The sequence below is a fragment of the Shinella fusca genome (assembly GCF_014203155.1).
Lineage (GTDB): Bacteria > Pseudomonadota > Alphaproteobacteria > Rhizobiales > Rhizobiaceae > Shinella > Shinella fusca.
Window position 1 is genome coordinate 12,988 of the sequence record NZ_JACHIK010000028.1, and the last position, 19,045, is coordinate 32,032.

Below are 19,045 nucleotides of genomic sequence, written 5' to 3' on the forward strand. Positions count from 1 at the left end.
GGAGGGTATTCCTATTTGACCGAGCCGAGCATGCCCTGCACGAACTGGCGCTGCATGACGAAGAAGACGAAAAGGGTGGGAAGCGTGGCGAGGATCGTGCCGATCATGACCACGCCGTAATCGGGATAGTAGGCCGAGGCGAGCGAGGAGACGACGAGGGTGATCGTCTTGGTCTCGTTCGATTGCAGCACGATGAGCGGCCAGAGATAGTTGTTCCAGTTCGTCATGAAGACGATGACGAAGGCGGCCGCATAGGTAGAGCGCATCACCGGCACGTAGATGTAGAGGAAGATCTGCCATTCCTTCAGCCCGTCCACCTTGGCCGCGTCGCGCAGCTCCGTCGGGAAGGCCTTCGTCGACTGGCGGAAGTAGAAGATGATGAAGGCGGAGGCGACAGTGGGCAGCATGATGGCGATATGCGTGTTGATGAGCCCGGTCTTGGCCATCATCATGAAGAGCGGGATCATCAGCGCGCCGAAGGGCACCATCAGCGTGAGCAGCACCAGCGAATAGATGCGGTCGCGCGCCTTCGATTTGAACATCTCGAAGCCGTAGCCGGCGAGCGAGGAGACGGCGATGGTGAGCACCGTCGCCAGCACCGCCACCTTGGCCGAGTTCCAGAAGATCAGCGGCACGTCGACCTCGGTGAAGAACTTGCCGACATTGGCCAGGAACGCATCGCCGAACGTCGTCTTGCCACCGATGATGTCGATCGAGGTGTTCGTGGCGCTGATCACCATCCAGAAGAACGGGAAGATCGACAGGAAGGCGGCAAGGCCGAGAAAGGCATATTGCAGCGCGGTGCCGGAAAGGCGCGAGAGGTTCATGCGCGGTCCCTCGCGGCGTAGAACTGGAGGAAGGAGAAGAGGGCCACCATGAGGACGATGACGTAGGAGACCGTCGCCGCATAGCCGAAGCTCGGCATGAAGCGGAAGGTGAGGTTGTAGATGTAGAGCGAGAGGGTGAGCGTGGCGTTCGCCGGCCCGCCCTTGCCCTCGGTGAGGTTGTAGACCTCGTCGAAGAGCTGGATCGTGCCGATGGTCGAGATGATCGTCGTGAAGAGGATGACCGGCTTGAGCATGGGCACGGTGATGTGGACGAAGCGGGCCCAGGCCGGCACGCCGTCGATCCGCGCCGCCTCGTAGATCGACTTGTCGATGTTCTGGAGCGCGGCGAGATAGAAGATCATGTTGTAGCCGGTCCAGCGCCAGGTGATGGCGAGGATCACCAGCACCTTGGCCCAGAAGGGCTCGGTCAGCCAGCCGATGGGCGTGCCGATGAGGCCGATCGCCATCAGTGCCTGGTTCACGACGCCGTCGACGGAGAACATGCTCTTGAACAGCACCGAATAGGCGACGAGCGAGGCGACGCAGGGCAGGAAGATGGCCGTGCGGAAGAAGCCGATGAACTTCAGCCGGTCGTTGTTGAGCACCGCCGCCAGCATCAGGGCGAGCAGGATCATGATCGGCACCTGCACCACGAAGAAGACGACGGTGTTGGTGAGCGCCTGGATGAAGACCGGATCGTGCCAGAGGCGCGCGACGTTTCCGAAGCCCGCGAACTTCATCATCATGCCCTTGCCCGAGAAGAAGGACAGGTAGAGCGAGCGGAAGATCGGGTAGACGAGGAAGATCGAGATCAGCAGGACCGACGGGGCGACGAACAGCCAGCCGTTCAGATCGTGATAGCGCTTCAATCCGCCTGTTTTGCCGGCAGCCATGGGTCGACCTTCGATGCGGGGAACAAGGACCGGACCTCCCGCCGAAGGCAGGAAAGGTCCGGGAATGGGGCGGGCGCGATGCGCCCGCCGGGAGGATCCTACTGGATCTGGCCCTCGGCCTGGCTGGCGATCTGCTTGAGGACATCGTCCACATTGGCGCCCTCGCCGAGCGAGGGCAGGTGAGCGGTCACGGCCGTGTCCACCTCGTTGGTGAAGACGCCGTAGTTGACGGCCGGGACCATCGCGAGCCAGTCGGAGAAGTTCTGCCAGACCTTCTCGCCGCCGAAGAAGGCGTCGGCCTCGGAATAGGCCGCGCCCGTGCGGGCGGCGAGCAGCGAGCCGACCGCGCCGCGCTCGGTCAGGATTTTCTGGTAGAAGTCGATATCCTTGGCGTAGACCTCGTTGAGGAAGTCGATGGCCTCGTCCTTCTCGGCGGAGCTTTCCGTCACGTACCAGCTCGAGCCGCCGAGATTGGAGGCATGGCCGGCGCCCTCGACATTCAGCTTCGGGATGGGCGCGACGCCCCACTTGCCGGACTGGTCGGCCTGCGCCTTGACGGTGCCGGTGATCCAGACGCCGGTGGTGACGGTCGCGACATCCCCGGAGGTGAAGGTGTTGACCCATTCCGTCCAGCCGGCGGCCGGCTTGTGGATGCCCGCCTGGAGGATCTTCTGCTCGGTTTCGAGCGCGGCCTTCAGCGCGGCGTTGTTCTCGATGGAGAGATTGCCCTCCTTGTCGAAGTACCAGCCGCCGGCGGACTGCATCAGGATGCGGATGAAGCCGGCGTCGTTGATGTCGAGGCCGAGCATCTTCTTGCCGGTCTTGGCTTCCACTTCCTTGCCGATCTCGATGAAGCGGTCCCAGGTGAGGTCCTGCATGTCCTCCGGCTTGAAGCCCGCCTGCTCCAGGTAGTCCTTGCGGTAGTAGAGGCCGGTGACACCGGAATCGAAGGGCACGCCGTAGACGGTGCCGTCCACCGTCATCAGCTCGACCTTGTAGGGCGCAAAGCCGGAATAATCGATCTTGCCCGACAGCGCGGCGAAGGCGCCGGGGAAGGACTGGAGGTATTTCTGCGCGCCGTAGTCCTCGATCAGCACGATGTCCGGCAGCGTGTCCGTCGTGCCGGAGGAAAGCGCCGTCTGGAGCTTCTGCTCGACGTCGGCCTTGGCGAAATCGACGATGTTGAAAGTCGTCTCCGGACGCTTGGCCGTATAGCGCGCGGCCGCTTCCTTCATGATGGCGACGTTGAAGTTCGGGTCCCAGCACCAGACGGTGACTTCGCCGGCAAAGGCGGCGGTGGACGCCAAGAGGCTCGCGCCGGCAAACATGCCGGCGGCAAGACGCGACAGAATGGTCCTGTTGTTCATCGTTTCCTCCCAAGAAACCGGATCGGGCAGGCTTCCTCTCCTGCCGCCGACGGAAAGATTTACCGAATTTCAGGAAACGCGCAAGGAAAATTTAGTAAATATTTATTGCGTCTGCGAAGAGGGCGAAAAGCCTCACGATTCCGGCGGCTTGCGGCAGCTCTCGCGCCAGACGAGCTCGGTGGCGATGCGCACCTGCTTGCCGTAGCTGCGGCCGGAAAGGCGCTCCAGCAGCAGGTCCACGGCCGTCTCGCCGATATGCTCGCCGTGGATGCGCACGGTGGTGAGCGGCGGGGTGAGGAACTGGGCGACGGGGATGTCGTTGAAGGAAATGACGGCGATGTCCCTGGGGATCGCCAGCCCCGCCTCCTGCAGGGCGCGGTAGGTGCCGATCGCCATGTTGTCGTTCGAGGTGACGATGACGTCGGGCCGGTCGGTGAGCGCCAGCAGGTCGCGCGCCAGCCGGTAGCCGGTGTCGAGCCGGAGGCTCTGCCCGCCGGAACAGTCGGCAAGGGCGAGAAGGTCGGGATCGAAGGTGCCGTTCTTCTTCTGCCATTCGATATAGGCCGCGCAGCGCCGCTCGGCGAAATGCTGCACGCCGCCGTTGAGGCTCTCGTGGCTGCCGATGAAGCCGATGCGGCTGTAGCCGCTGGCTTTCAGGCAATCGAGGATCTTGCGGGTGGCGAGCCCCATGTCGGAGAAGACGCTGTCGATATGGTCGCTCTTGGGGTCGAAATCGGCGAAGACGAGGTGGCGGGAATGCTCCTCGACCCAGGCGATCTCGTTGTCGGAATGTTTTCCGATGACGATGACGCCCGAGGCGCTTTCCAGAAGGGCCGCCTCCGGCAGCGCATCGGAATGGAAGACCTTGACGATCTCCGTCTTGAGGTCGCGGCAGCGGTTCTCGATGCCGAGCCTGACGCCGACATAGTAGGGATCGGCGATCTCGTCGGACGGTTCGAGGAAATGCACGATGACGAGCCGGGTGAGGAGGCTCGGCGCGGCATGGCCGTTCGCCTTGTTGCGGTTGCGCGGCGTCTCGTAGTTCAGCGCCTCCGCCGTCTCGATGATCGCCTGCCGCTTGGCCGGCGAGATCGACAGGGCCGGGTCGTAGTTCAGCACCCGCGAGACCGTGGCGGAGGAGACGCCGACGGCCTTGGCGATTTCCTTGATCGTTACCATCGCGTCATTCCGTTCGTTTCATCCGCTCATTGTGTCACAGTTGCGAAATCTCCGAAATCACCTCTGGTAAATATTTACCAGGAGAAAGGGGGAAGGGCGTCGGGGCAACCGGAATAACGGCATGAAAGCCGCATGTTGCCGGTATAGCCAGCCGGTAAATTTTTCTCAAGTCGTCGGTGCCGGTCCGCGCCCTCAGCCATAGCGGGCGACGGCGAGGTCCGTCGCGTCGATCTCGGGCGTCCTGCCGGAGACGAGGTCGGCAACGAGGCGGGCCGAGCCCGAGCTCATCGTCCAGCCGAGCGTGCCGTGGCCGGTGTTGAGGAAGAGGCCGGCGACCTTCGTCGGGCCGATGACGGGCGTGCCGTCCGGCGTCATCGGGCGAAGGCCCGACCAGAAGCTCGCCTTCGACACGTCGCCGCCGGGGAAGAGATCCGTGACGGAGTGCTGCAGCGTCAGGCGGCGCGGCTCGCCGAGATCGTTGGTATAGCCGGAGATCTCCGCCATGCCGCCGACGCGGATGCGCTCGCCGAGCCGGGTGATGGCGATCTTGTAGGTCTCGTCCATCACGGTCGATTCCGGTGCGCGGCTCGTGTCGGTGATCGGGATGGTCAGCGAATAGCCCTTGACCGGATAGACCGGCAGGCGGATGCCGTGCGGGCGCACGAGGAGCGGCGAGAAGCTGCCGAGCGCCACGACCACGGCGTCGGCCGCGATCCTGCCATGCGCGGTGACGACGCCGGTGACGCGCCCGCCTTCCACGTCGAGGCCGCGGATGATGCTGCCGTAGTTGAAGGCGACGCCGAGCGCTTTCGCCTTTTCCGCCAGCGCACCCGCGAACTTGAAGCAGTCGCCCGTCTCGTCCTTCGGCGTCAGCAGGCCGCCGACGATTTTTTCGCGCACATGCGCAAGCGCCGGCTCGACGCGGATGCAGCCCTCGGGATCGAGAACCTCGTAGGGAATGCCGTCGGCGGCGAGCGCCTTGACGTCCTTGGCGGAGGCGTCGAGCTGGGCTTCGCTGCGGAAGAGCTGCAGCGTGCCCTGCATGCGCTCGTCATAGGCGATGCCGGTCTCCTCGCGCAGCGCGGCGAGCGAGACGCGGCTGTAGTCGGCAAGGCGCAGCATGCGGCTCTTGTTGAGCGCATAGCGGGCCGAGGTGCAGTTGCGCAGCATCTGCGCCATCCAGGAGAGCATGGCCATGTCGACCTTCGGGCGCAGGATGAGCGGCGCGTGCTGCATGAACAGCCATTTCATCGCCTTCATCGGAATGCCAGGCGCAGCCCACGGCGAGCAGTAGCCGAAGGAGACCTCGCCGGCATTGGCGAAGCTCGTTTCCAGCGCCGGGCCGGGCTGGCGGTCGACGACCGTGACTTCGTGGCCGGCCTTCGCAAGCTGGTAGGCCGAGGTGACGCCGACGATACCGGCGCCGAGAACGATGACTTTCATGATGTCCTCACAGGGAAGAAGAAGGATCAGCGATATTGCCGGTGGTAGCGGTGGCCGAGGCCGGTCAGGATCTCGTAGGAAATCGTGCCGGCATCCCGGGCGACGTCCTCGAGCGCCTGGTGGGGGCCGAGCACTTCGACGCGGCTGCCGAGCGTCAGCCGGCCTTCCGGCAGGGCGGATATATCGATGGTGATGCTGTCCATCGAGACGCGGCCGACGATGGGAAGGCGCACGCCGTCGCAATACACCGCGCCGCGGCCCGAGAGGCTGCGCGGCAGGCCGTCCGCATAGCCGGCGGCGATGGTGGCAAGGTGCGTTTCGCCCGTCGTGACATGGATGCCGCTGTAGCCGACGCGCGCGCCGGCGGGCACGGTGCGGGTCTGCACCACGGCGACGTCGAGGCTGACGACCGGCTCCATCGGGTTTTGACGCCTGGCCGTCGGCGCACCGCCGTAAAGGGCGATGCCGGGGCGGGCGAGGCGGCCGTGATAGGTGGGGCCGAGGAAGATGCCGCCCGAATTGGCGAAGGAAAGATCGAGGCCGGGAAACTCCTTGGCAATGCGGCTCATCTCGGCGAGCTGGTCGCCGTTCTGTTCGCTGTCCGGCTCATCCGCACAGGCAAGGTGGCTCATGGCGAACAGGACGTCGATGCCGCCTTCCGCTGCCAGCAGGCCGGCAAGCGCCTTGCGGTCCTGCGGCGGCAGGCCGAGGCGGGACATGCCGGTGTCGAACTGCAGCACGGCGGGCAGGCGGCGGCCGAGAGCCTTTGCCGCTTCGGCCCATTGCCGCCACTGGTCCAGCGAATTGACGACCGGCACGATGCCCTCGCGGGCACAGGCGGCCTCGTTGCCTGGCTGGAGGCCGTTCAGCACGAAGATGCGCGCGTCAGCGGCGAGAAGCGGGCGCAGGCGGAGCGCTTCGACGAACTGGGCGACGAAGAAATCGCGGCAGCCATGGGCGTAGAGCCTGGGGGCGACCCGGTCGGCGCCGAGCCCGTAGGCATCCGCCTTGACGACGGCCGCCGCGCGCGCCGGGGCCAGCGCGGCGGCGAGCTTTTCGTAATTGCGGGCAAGCGCCGCAAGATCGATGGTCAGGTAGCCGGAAGCTGCGCCCGCCGTGCCGCCGAACCGAGTGTCCCGTGCCGTCATATCCATCGAAGCCCCCCGATTGCGGGCAGAGTATTGCAACGATCGTGAAATTGCCGGCGAAACAGCGCTTGATTGTTGTGTTCCGGCATGATTTTTGAAAGGAACGGCGAATATTTGGAATGATCTGCCATGGCGGCTCTGGACGCGATCGACCGCAATATCCTTCGGCTCCTGCGGCTCGATGCGCGCATGAGCAATGCGGCCCTTGCGGCCGAGGTCGGGCTGTCGCCGTCGGCCTGCCTCCGGCGCATCAAGCTGATGGAGCAGGCGGGGGTCATCCGCGGCTATACGGCGCTTGTCGATGCCTCCAATGCGGAGGCGGCCATCGCCGTCATCATCAACATCACGCTCGAACGGCAGACGGAAGACCATCTCGACCGTTTCGAGGCGGCGGTGCGCAAGCATCCGGAAATCCGCGAATGCTTTTTGATGACCGGGGGCTCGGACTATCTCCTGCGCGTCGAGGTCGCCAATGCCGGCGAATTCGAGCGCATCCACAAGGAGATCCTCTCGGCCATGCCGGGCGTCTCGCGCATCCATTCGAGCTTTGCGATCCGCAACGTGCTCGCCACGCGCCCGGGCAGGGGCGGGCGGCGATAGGCGCGGGCAGGCCGCAACGTCTTTCCACCGTCCGGTAACCATATCTTCAAAGGATCGTCGCACTGTCCGCGCAGGAGACTGGCGATGGCGAAGACGGCGAACAGGCGAAAGAAACGGATGGGCGCGAAACGGGCCTCCCCCGCGAAACGCGGCGGCATGGCGCACTGGTATCTGATCGGTGCGGCCGTGGTCGGCGGCATTCTTTACATGGATAATGCCGGCCCGGGACCGGAGGCGGCCATATCGGCGATCCGCACCGCCTCGATAGACCGCAAGGAACGCAAGGCGGCGGTGCCGACGCCGAAGGTGGCCGTCGTCGGGAAGGCGGAGCAGGCAATGCCCGCCGCGGAGAAACTGCCGCCCTTTTCCGGCAAATGGTTCATCTGCACGACGCAGACCGATTATTGCGTCGTCGATGGCAACACACTTCTATATGCCGGCCGCAAGGTACGCCTTGCCGATATCGACACGCCGGCCATCACCGGCGCGCGCTGCGATTCGGAGCGTTCGCGCGGGGGCGATGCGAAGCTGCGCCTGCGCGAGATTCTGAACGAGGGCGACGTCACGCTCGTGGAAGCGAAAGGCAAGGCCGGCGAGCGGGCGGGCGCTACGCCCCATCTCGTCCTGCGCGGCGGCCAGTCCATCGGCGGGAGGCTCGTGCGGGAAGGGCTGGCGCGGCCGTGGAGCGGCCGTCATCAGTCCTGGTGCGGCTGACGGGCGGTCTTGCGCCCTCTGTTCCTTTCCGGCACAAGCCATGCGCAAGCCTGCGTCCCTAAGCTTTCCGTCAACCGGGATGGTGCCGGCTGGAAAGGGACAATGACATGTCGAACGACCTTGAACGTTACAGCGATCCGGACAATGCCACGGTCGCGCTCTTCCTCATGGAAAACGATGCCGACGAACTGACGGATATCCTGGTGGCCGCGCTGGACGAGGCCTTCCGCATCCTCGACGACGAGTCGTCGCCGGCGACGGTGCACTGAGGACGAAACGAAAGAGGGGCCTTCAGGCCCCTCTCGCTTTTCCAGGCTTTGCTTTTCAGGCTGCCGCGACCTGCTGGCGCTGTGTGCCGAGGCCGGCGATGGAGACTTCCATGCGGTCTCCGGCCTTGAGGTAGCGCGGCGGCTTCATGCCCATGCCGACGCCCGGGGGCGTGCCGGTGGTGATGACGTCGCCCGGCTCCAGCGCCATGAACTGCGAGATATAATGCACGAGGAAGGGCACCTTGAAGACCATGGTGCTCGACGAGCCGTTCTGAACCAGCTCGCCGTTGACGCTGAGCGTCATGGCGAGGTTGCCGGGATCCACCTCGTCCGTCGTCACCAGCCAGGGGCCGATGGGGCCGAAGGTCGGGCAGCCCTTGCCCTTGGTCCACTGGCCGCCGCGCTCGATCTGGTAGGCGCGCTCGGAAACGTCGTTGCACACGCAATAGCCCGCTACATAGTTCAGCGCGTCGGCCTCGGAAACGTAGGAGGCGCGTTCGCCGATGACCACGGCCAGTTCCACTTCCCAGTCGGTCTTTTCCGAGCCGCGGGGAATGAGGACCGTATCGTCCGGCCCGACGATGCAGGAGGGCGCCTTGTTGAAGAGCACGGGCTCGGCCGGCACGGCCATGCCGCTTTCGGCCGCATGGTCGGCGTAGTTGAGGCCGACGGCGATGAAATTGCCGACCCGGCCGACGCAGGCGCCGAAGCGGCTGCCTTCCGGGGCGAGCGGCAGGCTCTTCGGATCGAGCGCCCGCAGGCGTTCCAGGCCCGCGCGGCCGAGCACGTCGCCGGCAATGTCCGGCACCACGCCGGAAAGGTCTCGCACCTTGCCGTCCGCGTCGATCAATCCGGGCTTTTCCGCGCCCGCCGCGCCAAAGCGCACCAGCTTCATGTCATCCTCCTTGAACGATGGTCTTGCCGATTTCGGTTGCGCCCACCTTCACCCTCGTTTTACATCGAGTCAACGATTTTCGAAAATCTTCCAGAGTTTGCAAAATAGGCGAAGACGGATGGAGGCAAAGCGGGCAGGCGGGCGCACCCTTGCGGGGGATGCCTACGAGGCGATCCGGCAGGCGATCCGCTCGGGAAGCGTCAAGCCGGGCGAGCGGCTGCGCTTCGCCGATCTCCAGGCGCTGTGCGGCATGAGCGTGACGCCGGTGCGCGAGGCGCTGGCGCGACTGACGGCGGAAGGCTTCACGGTGCTGGACGACCATCGCGGCTACAGCGTTGCCAGCCTCTCGCTTTCGGAGCTGCGTGATCTCACGGCGGCGCGCCAGCTCTGCGAGGGCGAGGCGCTGCGCCTGTCGGTGGAGAAGGGCGATGCCGACTGGGAGGCGCGGGTGATCGCCGCCCATCACCTGATGGCCCGCATCCCGCAGGCGCGCGAGGACATTCCCTCCGCCATCCGCGAGGACTGGGAAGAGCGCCACGCCGCATTCCATGCCGCGCTGATCTCGGCCTGCGGCTCGCCCATCCTGCTGGAAATCTGCGAGAAGCTGTTTTCGCGCGCCGACCGCTATCGCCGCCTGTCGGTCAGCGTCTCCGCCGGCGCGCGGGATCCCGCCGCCGAGCATCGCCGGCTGATGGAACTGGCGCTGGCCCGCGACGGGCAGGGCGCCGGCGCGGCCCTGCGCGAGCATTATGGGCGGACCGCCGCCGCGCTCGAAGGCTTCCTCAAGGAATAAGAGCGCTTCCCCCTTTCGAGGAAAGCGCTCCTGGATAGTCTCGGAAGCGGCTTTTTACTTGCTGGCGACCGTCGCCGCACCGATTTCCGCACCGCCGCCGATCGCCACGTTGAGCGCGACATAGTCGCGGGCAAGCTGGCGGATCGCCGAGGCGAGCGACAGGCGGGCCGAAGCCACGTTGCGTTCGGCATCGAGCACGTCGAGGATCGTGCTGGCGCCGCCGCGATAGCTTTCGCGGGCAAGGTTCAGCGTCTGCTCGTAGGAATTGACGACCTTGCGCAGGGCGGCGACCGTCTGGCCGTCGCGGATGAGCGCGGTCTGGGCGTTCTCCACTTCCTCGACGGCGTTCAGCACGGTGGACTTCCAGGTCAGGTACTGCTGCTCGGCTTCCGAGCGGGCGACCTTGACCTGGGCCTGCAGCGCGCCGCCCGAGAAGATCGGCAGCGTCAGCGACGGGCCGAACGACCAGCTCGACAGGCTGCCCGTGACGGCGTTGAAGTTGCGCGAGGCGCCGATCGAGCCGCCGAGCTCGATGCTCGGGTAGAGATCCGCCTCGGCGACGCCGATCTGTGCCGTTGCCGCCTGCAGGCGACGCTCGGCCGCGCGGATGTCCGGACGGTTGCGGATGAGGTCGGCCGGAACGCCCGTGCGGGTCGAATAGCGCGGCATCGGCTGCGCGGCGCCCTTGGTGAGGCTGGAGGTGATCGTGGCCGCCGGCACGCCGAGCAGCGTGGCGATGTGGTTCGCCGCCTGGTGGAAGCCGGTTTCGAGGGCCGGCAGGTCGGCCAGCGTCTGGTTCACGAGACCTTCGGTCTGCAGCACGTCGAGGCTGGAGGCGGCGCCCGCTTCCTTGATCTCGTTGGTGAGCTTGAGGGTCTCGCGGCGCGATTCGAGGTTCTTGCGGTTGAGCGCCAGCGCTTCCTGATAGTAGCGCGCGTTCACATAGCTCGAGACGAGGTCGGACAGATAGGCGAGCCGCGCGACGCCGACATCGTCATAGGCTGCGTCGAGCGAGGCGCTTGCCGCTTCCTTCGACCGGCGGTACTGGCCGAAGAAGTCGAGCAGCCAGGAAACGCTCGCGCCGCCCGAGATCGATTTCGATTCGGAATGGCTGGCGCCGGTCGTGCTGGTGCGGCGCAGGTAGCTGCCGTCCTGGCCGCTTGCGGAGGCGTCGGCCGAGGCGCCGATGCTCGGCAGCCCGCCCGCGCCGGCGACGACGACGTTCGCTTCGGCCGCCTCGATGCGCTCCAGCGCCTGGCGGACCGAGAGGTTCTCGGCCATGCCCTGGTGGACGAGGCCGTTGAGGCGCTTGTCGCGGAAGGCTTCCCACCACGGATTGAGCGCGACGTTCTCGCCGCTCGTTGCCTTGCTTTCCGAGAACTTGGCCGGAAGGACGGCATCGGGCTTCTGGTAATCGGGACCGACGACGCACCCCGACAGGAGGAGCATGCTCAGAGGAAAAAGTGTCCTGGTGAAATTCATGGTCATACCCTGCGGGCCGACATGACGGCCATCTTAACTGAACAAAATCGTGATTCACTCTTTATTCATGTTTCACGCGAAGATCGAGCCTCACCCCGAAAAAAGAATGGTCCCACAGCGTTTTTCCCCTGCTTCACTGAAGGGGTGTGTCCGCAGTGCAACTGACAGGACGCGCGCGGCCGCGCCACAATGCCCGCGGAGCGAAAGCCGTATCATCCGCGATGCGCTGCAAGGTTGCGCCACGGCAATTCCCCAGAATGTTCGTCATCACGACATATTTTTCTGGGAAATGCTGCATCCGCGAACATTATTTTGCGATTCGAATTTGTCACACAAATCCGGCAGCATTTTTTTCCAAAAACCTGCGGATTCCATTGACAAGAAAAGGAGAGCCGCCTATGTGTTGGAGCATCGCATGAGGACCGCATGCGTTTCATTCCGGTCCGCCCCTGACGCGTCCTTTTTTTAAGCGTCAGCGCCAACAAGAGGGAGTGTGTCATGTTCGATCTCAACCGCATCGCCTCCACGGGTGTGGCGTGCTCCTGTCGTGAAACGATTACAGGGAAACCGCATACGGCCCTCTGCCGAATGTGATCTGATTCCCCTCTTCGAGTTTAGCGCAAGACAGAATTTGGCTGTGCCTTCGGGCTCGGCAGGAGTTGTTATGAAGAAGCAAGTTATCGAAATCGGTGGTGAAGCCGTCGGCGTTGTCGTTCCGGATGAGGACCGGCTGAAGTTCATGGCTGTCAAGTATTCCGTATGGGACCTGGATTCCCAGCGCTTCTCCTCGGCAGACGAGGTGCGCGCCGCGATCCGCCGTCTCCTCAACGATCCGTCCGCCTCCGCGCGGGCGATCTCCCCGGCGGCCGTCGCAGCCGCCTGAACCCGATCACGGACGATCCGGCCATCCTGCCGGATGCTCCCGGCCTCGCCACGCGGCGGGGCCGGTTTCGTTTTGTGGACAGTCCATTCACCGGGCGCAGGCTGGTGTGGGATGCCAAATCCTGATTGGGTGCGGGCGAAAGGAGGTGCCTCATGACAAGTGGCATCCATCACATCACCGCCATCACCCGGAAGATCCAGGCGAATGTCGATTTCTACGCGGGCTTCCTCGGCCTGAAGCTCGTCAAGCGCACGGCAGGCTACGAAGATGCCGACCAGCTCCATCTCTTCTATGGCGATGCGGCGGCAAGCCCCGGCTCGCTCGTCACGTTCCTGGCCTGGGAGGACGGCTCCCCCGGGCGGGTCGGCCTCGGCCAGCCGTCCGAGATCGCCTTTGCCATCCGGCCGGAGGCGATCGGCTTCTGGCTGACGCGCGCGCTGACGCACAACATCGCGCTCACCGGCCCGGCGCAGGAGTTCGGTGAGCCGGTGCTGCGCCTCAAGGACCCGGACGGCATCATCGTCAAGCTCGTCGGCGAGGCGGGCGTGGACGGCCCCGCGCCCCACGTCACGAAGGAGATTGCGGCGGCGGACGCCATCCAGCGCCTCCGCGGCGCGACGATCCTGTCGGAAAAGCCGGCCGCGACGGCGGCGTTCATCGCCGGGCATTTCGGCTTCCGCACGGTCGCCGAGGCGAACGGCATCCTGCGGCTGGCTAGCGGGGCGGGCGACGTCATCGACATCCGCAATGCCAGCGGTTTCTGGACCGCCGCGCCCGGCACCGGCACGATCGACCACGTCGCGCTGCGCGCGCCGGACCGGCCGGCGGTGGAAGCCGCGGCCGCCCGGCTTGCAGGGGAAGGGGCGGGCGATACCAACATGCACGACCGCACCTATTTCTACTCGCTCTATGTCCGCGAGCCCGGCGGATCGCTCGTCGAGTACGCGACGGACGGCCCCGGCATGACGGTCGACGAGCCGCCGGAGACGCTCGGCACCACGCTGTTCGTCCCGAAGCATTTCCGCGCCGATCCGGATGACGTCCGGGCCCGGCTTCCGCAATTTTCCCTGCCCGGAGAAGAAAGAATGTCCGAACGCGACCTGCCCTTCATCCATCGGGTGCATCGCCCGGAAATGCCGGACGGCACCGCCGTCGTGCTGCTGCACGGCACCGGCGGCAACGAAACGAGCCTCCTGCCCTTCGGCGCGCGCCTTGCGCCGAATGCCGTGCTGCTCTCCTCGCGCGGGCGCAGCAGCGATGAGGGCTATCCGCGCTTCTTCCGCCGCCTTACCGCCGTCACCTTCGACCAGAAGGACATCGTGGGCGAGGCGGCGGCCTTCGCGGCCTTCATGGAAGGGGCGAACGCCGCCTATGGGCTCGATCCGGAAAAGACGCTGTTCGTCGGCTATTCCAACGGGGCGAACATGATCGGCGCCGTCATGCTGCTGCATCCGGGCATCGTGCGCAACGCGGTGCTGCTGCGCGGCATGAACGTGCTGGAAAGCATGCCGGCGGCCGGCACGCCGGAAAAGGCGAACGTCCTGATGCTGACCGGCGAGGCCGATCCCTACGGCCGCTTTGCCGGAGACCTCGAACGCCTCCTTGCGGCCCGCGGCGCGAGCGTGGAGCACCGGCTGCTCCCCGCCGGCCACGACATCGGCCCGGCCGACCTTGAACTGGCGAAGGCCTACAAGGAACGCGTCATCGGCTGATTGAGGATGAGAAAGGGCGCGTCGAAGGACGCGCCCTTTTGTTATGCAGCGGGTGGCGCGTGGATCCTCGGGTCAAGCCCGAGGATGACGGAGGGGAGGTGAGGTTGCCCGCCTATTGAAAGGTGCGGCATGCGGGACGGCCACTTTCGTCACCACCCCTCTCTTCTTTCGTCATCCTTGGGCTTGACCCGAGGATCCACGCGCCACCCGCCATGGGCAAAGGGGCCACCCTACCGCTTATATTGCTCCACGAAGGCGGCGAAGGCGGTGATGAAGTCGCGGAGCTTCCTTTCGGTCGCCTCGTCGATCAGTCTGCCGTCCTCGATGAGGGTGCCGGCGCGCGAAACCATGAGCTTTGCGCCGAACCACGGCACGGTGCCGAGGGTGCGCATGACGGGCAGCCAGGCTTCCTGCGAGAGGAGCGTGCCGAAATTGCCCGGCGAGGCGCCGGCGATGGCGAAGGGTTTTGCGGTGAAGACGCGGGGGATGTCGGCGGGCGGGCGGCTCATCCAGTCGATGGCGTTCTTGAAGACGCCGGGAATGCCGTTGTTGTATTCCGGCGTGAAGAGGATGACGCCGTCGGCGGCCGCCGCAAGGTCCTTGAGGCGGGCGACGGCCTCGGGGATGCCGTCCGCCGCTTCGACGTCGGCGTCGTAGAGCGGAATGCCGCGGATCGTTCCCTCCACGATCTCGACGCCCTCGGGCGCCATGGTCAGCGCGGCCTTGAGGAGCGCCGTGTTGAAGGAAGCCTTGCGCAGGCTTCCCGAGATTGCCACCAGTTTCGTCATGTCCATCTCCATTGCAGGGACGAAAACCCCGGCGGGACGATGTCGCGCCGGGGTCGGGGAAGTCCTGTCAGGCGAGCGGCTTCAGCCGGGCCTCGATCTGCGCGCGGCGCGGCTCGAGGAAGGGCGGCAGCGACAGGCTCTCGCCGAGCGTTTCCATCGGCTCGTCGACGGCAAAGCCGGGCCCGTCCGTGGCGATCTCGAACAGGATGCCGTTCGGCTCGCGGAAATAAAGCGAGCGGAAGTAGAAGCGCTCGACCTCGCCGCTGGAGGGCAGGCGGAAGCCGCGCAGGCGCTCGGTCCAGCCGTGCAGCGCTTCCTCGTCCGGCGCGCGGAAGGCGACGTGGTGCACGGCGCCCGCACCCTGGTGGGCGGCCGGAAGGTCCGGCTCGACGGCGACGTGCAGTTCGGCGGCCGGGCCGCCTTCGCCCATCGAGAAGACATGGACGTCGCCCGCCCCGTCCGGGTTCGGATAGGTCGCGGTTTTCTTCATGTTCATGACCTGGACCAGCACGGCCTCGGTGTTGCGGATATCCGGAACGCTGAGGGTGATGGGGCCGAGGCCCTTGATCTGGTGTTCGGCCGGAACCGGGCTCCTTTCCCACGGACGGGCCGGCGCGCCGGCATCGTCCACGGTCAGGCGGAAGCGCTGGCCTTCGCCGTCCTCGAAATCGAGCGTGGCGCGGCCCGCGACGTCGCGGATCTCGCCGGCCTTGACCTTGAAGTCGGCAAGGCGGTCCCTCCACCATTCGAGCGTGGCGAGGCTGGCGACGCGAAGGCCCGTGCGGGAAACGCTGTGCGTGCCGCGCCGCTCGTGGCCGACCGGCCAGTCGAAGAAGGTGAGGTCCGTGCCCGGCGAGGCGAGGCCGTCGGCATAGAAGAGGTGGTAGGCGCTGGTGTCGTCCTGGTTGACGGTCTTCTTGACGAGGCGCAGGCCGAGCGTCTGCGTGTAGAAGCGCAGGTTCTCCTGCGCATTGGCGGTGATCGCCGTCAGGTGATGGATGCCGGTAAGCTGCTGGGTCATGGTCACTCCTCCCCGGATGGGTCCGGGATGCCCTGTGCGTGCCCCGCTGCGGGGCCTTGCGTTGAGGCGAATATCGCCCCTTGCCCGCGCCGCCGGAAGACCGGCCCTGCCGAACGGATTGTTCACTTTTCCTGAACGGCAGCGGCGGCCAAGCCATGGGAAGAGCGTTTTTGTGCGGGATTCGTTCCGCGGCGGGTCGCTAGAATTTTATCTTTTCATAAACCAGCATTCGCTTACGCTCCCGTTTGCGAAATGACTTCGTCCCTGCTTCGCCGCGCGAGCCGGCATGTCCCGCCATTCCACACGGTGCCGCTGTGCCTCGCGCCCGGCCAGGAGACGCTTCATGCTGCCGAAGACTGCGACTGCCAGGAACATGTTCGCCATCGTGGCGGCGGGGGTGGCCACGACCGTGGCGACGGCGGGGATATTGCTCTGGCTGTCCTACCGGGCCGTGGAAGAGCGGTCGATCTCGGAAATGGTGAACGCCGCCGAGGCGAGCGCCGGCAAGGTCGAGACCTATTTCGCCAAGGTCAAGGCGCTGAGCTGGAACATGCGCTCCACGCTCTATGCGGTAAAAGCCGCGGGCGAGCCGAGCCGCGAGGTGATGAACAGCGTCTTCTTCCGGCTGATGGACGACAATCCCTTCGCGCTCGGCGTGAGCACGGGCTGGGAGCCCGGCGCCTTCGACGGCAAGGACGAGCAATATCGCGACAAGCCCGGCCATGACGCGACGGGCCGCTACATTCCCTATTTCGTGCGCGACGAGGGCAAGGTCGAGCTGGTGCCGCTGGTCGACTACGACAAGCCCGGCGCGGGCGACTACTACCAGGTGCCCAAGGCGACCGGAAAGGACTTCCTGACCGAGCCCTACAGCTATGTCATCGGCGGCAAGACCGTGCTGATGACCTCCTTCATGGTGCCGCTGATGTTCGACGGCGCCTTCCGCGGCGAGACGGGCGTGGACATCGCCCTCGACGCGCTGGCGGCGGACATGGCGCAATTGAAGCCGCTCGGCGAGGGCTATGTCGCGCTTCTCAGCCAGGGCGGCAGCATCATCAGCCATCCGGATGCGGCCGTGCTCGGCAAGACGCTCGCCGATTCCGGCCTCGATGCGACATGGCAGGCGCTGGTCGCCAATCCGGAAAAGGCGATGGAGGTCAAGGATGCGGCGGGCGTCGCGTCCATCGCGGTCGCCGTGCCGGTGCCGCTCGTTCCGGGCACGACCTGGTTCACCGTGGTTTCCGTGCCGAAATCCTTGCTCTTCGCCAAGCTGACCTCGCTCGCGCTGACCTCGATCGTCGTCATCGCCATCGCCGCCGGCCTGATGGTGGTGATCGGCTGGCTGCTGGCCACGCGCTTCCGCAAGCGCCTCGACAAGGTCATCGTCGCCACGAGCGAGATCGCCCGCGGCCGCACGGATGTCGACCTTTCCGAATCCGAGCGGCAGGACGAGATCGGCGAGATGGCCCGCTCGCTCGCCGTGCTGCGCGATGCGACGCTCGCCAAGGTACGCCTCGAAGGGGAGGCCGAGCAGAACCGCGCGCTTTCCGAGGAGGAGCGCCGCCAGCGCGCCGAGGAAGCGGCCGAGCGCGAGCGCCAGACGCGCATCGCCGTCGAGGCGCTGGCCGAGGGCCTGCAGAAGCTTGCCGACGGCGACATGACGCATCGCATCACCGAAGCCTTCGCCGGCTCGCTCGACGAGGTCCGCCACGATTTCAACGCTTCGGTCGAGAAGCTGCAATCGGCGCTGCGCTCGGTCGGCAGCAATGCCAATGCCATCCAGGCCGGCTCGGCGGAAATCCGCGCCGCCTCCGACGACCTTGCCAAGCGCACCGAGCAGCAGGCCGCCTCCGTGGAGGAGACCGCCGCCGCGCTGGAGGAGATCACCACCTCGCTCAAGGACGCCACCAAGCGGGCCGAGGATGCCGGCCAGCTCGTCGAGCGCACCCGCGCGGGGGCGGAGAAGTCCGGCGAGGTCGTGCGCCGCGCCGTCGATGCGATGAGCGGGATCGAGACCTCCTCGCGCGAGATCTCCAACATCATCGGCGTCATCGACGAGATCGCCTTCCAGACGAACCTGCTGGCACTGAACGCCGGCGTGGAAGCCGCCCGCGCCGGTGAAGCCGGCAAGGGCTTTGCCGTCGTCGCGCAGGAAGTGCGCGAACTCGCCCAGCGTTCGGCAAGCGCGGCCAAGGACATCAAGGCGCTGATCACCAAGTCCGGAGAGCAGGTGCATCTGGGCGTCACGCTCGTCGGCGAGACCGGTTCGTCGCTTTCGCAAATCGTCGACCAGGTGCAGGAGATCGACCAGAACGTGGCGGCCATCGTGCGCTCGGCGCGCGAGCAGTCCACCGGCCTCAACGAGATCAGCGCCGCCGTCAATTCCATCGACCAGGGCACGCAGAAGAACGCGGCCATGGTGGAGGAGCAGACGGCGGCAAGCCACGCACTGGCGACGGAAGCCGCCGCGCTCAACACGCTCATCGCCCAGTTCCGCCTCGGCGCGGGGCTTGCCGGGCAGCGTCCGGCGAGTGCGGCGCAGGCGGCCGAGCCGCGTCCTGCCGCCTCCGGCGCGCGGGCGCTCGGCAACAAGCTCGCCCGCGCCTTCGGCGGCGGGCAGGCGGCCGCCGCGCAGGACTGGGAAGAGTTCTGAGCCGGAAGCGGCGGCAGGTTGAATAAGAGAAAGGGCGGTCCGGCAGCGGGCCGCCCTTTTTCCTTGCGCAGCCTGCCCAGCATTTGGGCAGGCACCTGTGCCGGAACGGGGCGAATCCCGCTCCCGCAGGCATCTTTCCGCGTGGCACGCTTCCTGCATCGCAAGGGCCGGTCCAGAGGGGACCAAAAGAGAGAAGCGACCGGAAAAGGCCGCTCCGGCAAGGCCGTCGTGCAACTCCCCCATAAGGTGTGGAGAAGTCCGGCGGCCTTGTTGTTCGTGCGCTTCCTAGAGTATCCGTGTTGGTCAAGGTAGGGATGGGACCCATTTTCTGCCTTTGCTGAGCAGTGCATTGGCGAGGACGATGAGTTTTCGCATGAT

Annotated in this window: 17 protein-coding genes; 7 read left to right on the plus strand and 10 right to left on the minus strand. The window is 65.9% G+C overall.

Translation table 11 applies throughout. The annotated features are described in order from the left end of the window. Positions 1 to 11: 11 nt before the first annotated feature. The 6 genes from HNQ66_RS22655 to alr form a co-directional block, all read right to left on the minus strand. Positions 12 to 827, minus strand: a complete 816-nt coding sequence (locus tag HNQ66_RS22655; protein ID WP_184147055.1) for a carbohydrate ABC transporter permease — start codon at positions 825 to 827, stop codon at positions 12 to 14. Then, positions 824 to 1,720: a carbohydrate ABC transporter permease gene (locus HNQ66_RS22660; protein ID WP_184147057.1), complete on the minus strand. Its 897-nt coding sequence runs from the start codon at positions 1,718 to 1,720 to the stop codon at positions 824 to 826. The genes HNQ66_RS22655 and HNQ66_RS22660 overlap by 4 nt, the downstream gene beginning before the upstream one ends. Positions 1,721 to 1,818: 98 nt before the next feature. Then, positions 1,819 to 3,087: an ABC transporter substrate-binding protein gene (locus HNQ66_RS22665; protein WP_184147059.1), complete on the minus strand. Its 1,269-nt coding sequence runs from the start codon at positions 3,085 to 3,087 to the stop codon at positions 1,819 to 1,821. Positions 3,088 to 3,219: 132 nt separating this feature from the next. Beyond that, positions 3,220 to 4,266 carry a LacI family DNA-binding transcriptional regulator gene (locus HNQ66_RS22670; protein WP_184147061.1) on the minus strand — a complete coding sequence of 349 codons (1,047 nt, stop codon included), beginning with the start codon at positions 4,264 to 4,266 and terminating at the stop codon, positions 3,220 to 3,222. Between the two features lie 192 nt (positions 4,267 to 4,458). Beyond that, positions 4,459 to 5,709: a D-amino acid dehydrogenase gene (locus tag HNQ66_RS22675; RefSeq protein WP_184147063.1), complete on the minus strand. Its 1,251-nt coding sequence runs from the start codon at positions 5,707 to 5,709 to the stop codon at positions 4,459 to 4,461. Positions 5,710 to 5,735: 26 nt separating this feature from the next. Further along, a complete protein-coding gene (gene alr, locus HNQ66_RS22680; RefSeq protein WP_184147065.1) occupies positions 5,736 to 6,863 on the minus strand; it encodes an alanine racemase in 1,128 nt (375 codons plus the stop codon). Between the two features lie 123 nt (positions 6,864 to 6,986). Here alr and HNQ66_RS22685 point away from each other — a divergent pair, with 123 nt between their 5' ends. The 3 genes from HNQ66_RS22685 (at position 6,987) to HNQ66_RS22695 (ending at position 8,440) form a co-directional block, all read left to right on the plus strand. Continuing rightward, positions 6,987 to 7,457 carry an Lrp/AsnC family transcriptional regulator gene (locus HNQ66_RS22685; RefSeq protein WP_184147067.1) on the plus strand — a complete coding sequence of 157 codons (471 nt, stop codon included), beginning with the start codon at positions 6,987 to 6,989 and terminating at the stop codon, positions 7,455 to 7,457. An 84-nt stretch (positions 7,458 to 7,541) separates the two neighbouring features. Further along, positions 7,542 to 8,171: a thermonuclease family protein gene (locus HNQ66_RS22690; RefSeq protein WP_184147069.1), complete on the plus strand. Its 630-nt coding sequence runs from the start codon at positions 7,542 to 7,544 to the stop codon at positions 8,169 to 8,171. A 107-nt stretch (positions 8,172 to 8,278) separates the two neighbouring features. Further along, positions 8,279 to 8,440, plus strand: coding sequence for a hypothetical protein (locus HNQ66_RS22695; RefSeq protein WP_184147071.1), 162 nt, complete (start codon positions 8,279 to 8,281; stop codon positions 8,438 to 8,440). 55 nt (positions 8,441 to 8,495) lie between these two features. Here HNQ66_RS22695 and HNQ66_RS22700 read toward each other — a convergent pair whose 3' ends face one another. Further along, a complete protein-coding gene (locus HNQ66_RS22700; protein ID WP_184147073.1) occupies positions 8,496 to 9,335 on the minus strand; it encodes a fumarylacetoacetate hydrolase family protein in 840 nt (279 codons plus the stop codon). Between the two features lie 118 nt (positions 9,336 to 9,453). Between HNQ66_RS22700 and HNQ66_RS22705 the strand changes: the two genes are divergently transcribed. Then, positions 9,454 to 10,128 (plus strand): GntR family transcriptional regulator, encoded by a 675-nt coding sequence (locus HNQ66_RS22705; RefSeq protein WP_184147075.1) that lies wholly within the window; start codon positions 9,454 to 9,456, stop codon positions 10,126 to 10,128. Positions 10,129 to 10,182: 54 nt separating this feature from the next. Here the strand turns inward: HNQ66_RS22705 and HNQ66_RS22710 are convergent, their stop codons facing one another. Then, positions 10,183 to 11,610, minus strand: a complete 1,428-nt coding sequence (locus HNQ66_RS22710) for an efflux transporter outer membrane subunit (protein WP_184147077.1) — start codon at positions 11,608 to 11,610, stop codon at positions 10,183 to 10,185. 664 nt (positions 11,611 to 12,274) lie between these two features. Here HNQ66_RS22710 and HNQ66_RS22715 point away from each other — a divergent pair. Both HNQ66_RS22715 and HNQ66_RS22720 read left to right on the plus strand, forming a co-directional pair. After that, positions 12,275 to 12,493 (plus strand): hypothetical protein, encoded by a 219-nt coding sequence (locus tag HNQ66_RS22715; protein ID WP_184147079.1) that lies wholly within the window; start codon positions 12,275 to 12,277, stop codon positions 12,491 to 12,493. A 152-nt stretch (positions 12,494 to 12,645) separates the two neighbouring features. After that, positions 12,646 to 14,205, plus strand: coding sequence for a VOC family protein (locus tag HNQ66_RS22720; protein ID WP_184147080.1), 1,560 nt, complete (start codon positions 12,646 to 12,648; stop codon positions 14,203 to 14,205). Between the two features lie 230 nt (positions 14,206 to 14,435). Here the strand turns inward: HNQ66_RS22720 and HNQ66_RS22725 are convergent, their stop codons facing one another. Both HNQ66_RS22725 and HNQ66_RS22730 read right to left on the minus strand, forming a co-directional pair. Then, entirely contained in the window at positions 14,436 to 14,993 is a 558-nt protein-coding gene (locus HNQ66_RS22725; protein WP_184147082.1) for an NADPH-dependent FMN reductase, read from the minus strand. Positions 14,994 to 15,060: 67 nt separating this feature from the next. Continuing rightward, positions 15,061 to 16,014, minus strand: coding sequence for a ring-cleaving dioxygenase (locus tag HNQ66_RS22730; protein ID WP_184147084.1), 954 nt, complete (start codon positions 16,012 to 16,014; stop codon positions 15,061 to 15,063). Between the two features lie 343 nt (positions 16,015 to 16,357). On the opposite strand from HNQ66_RS22730, the gene HNQ66_RS22735 reads away from it, so the two are divergent. After that, a complete protein-coding gene (locus HNQ66_RS22735; RefSeq protein WP_184147086.1) occupies positions 16,358 to 18,667 on the plus strand; it encodes a methyl-accepting chemotaxis protein in 2,310 nt (769 codons plus the stop codon). The last annotated feature ends 378 nt before the right edge of the window (positions 18,668 to 19,045 follow it).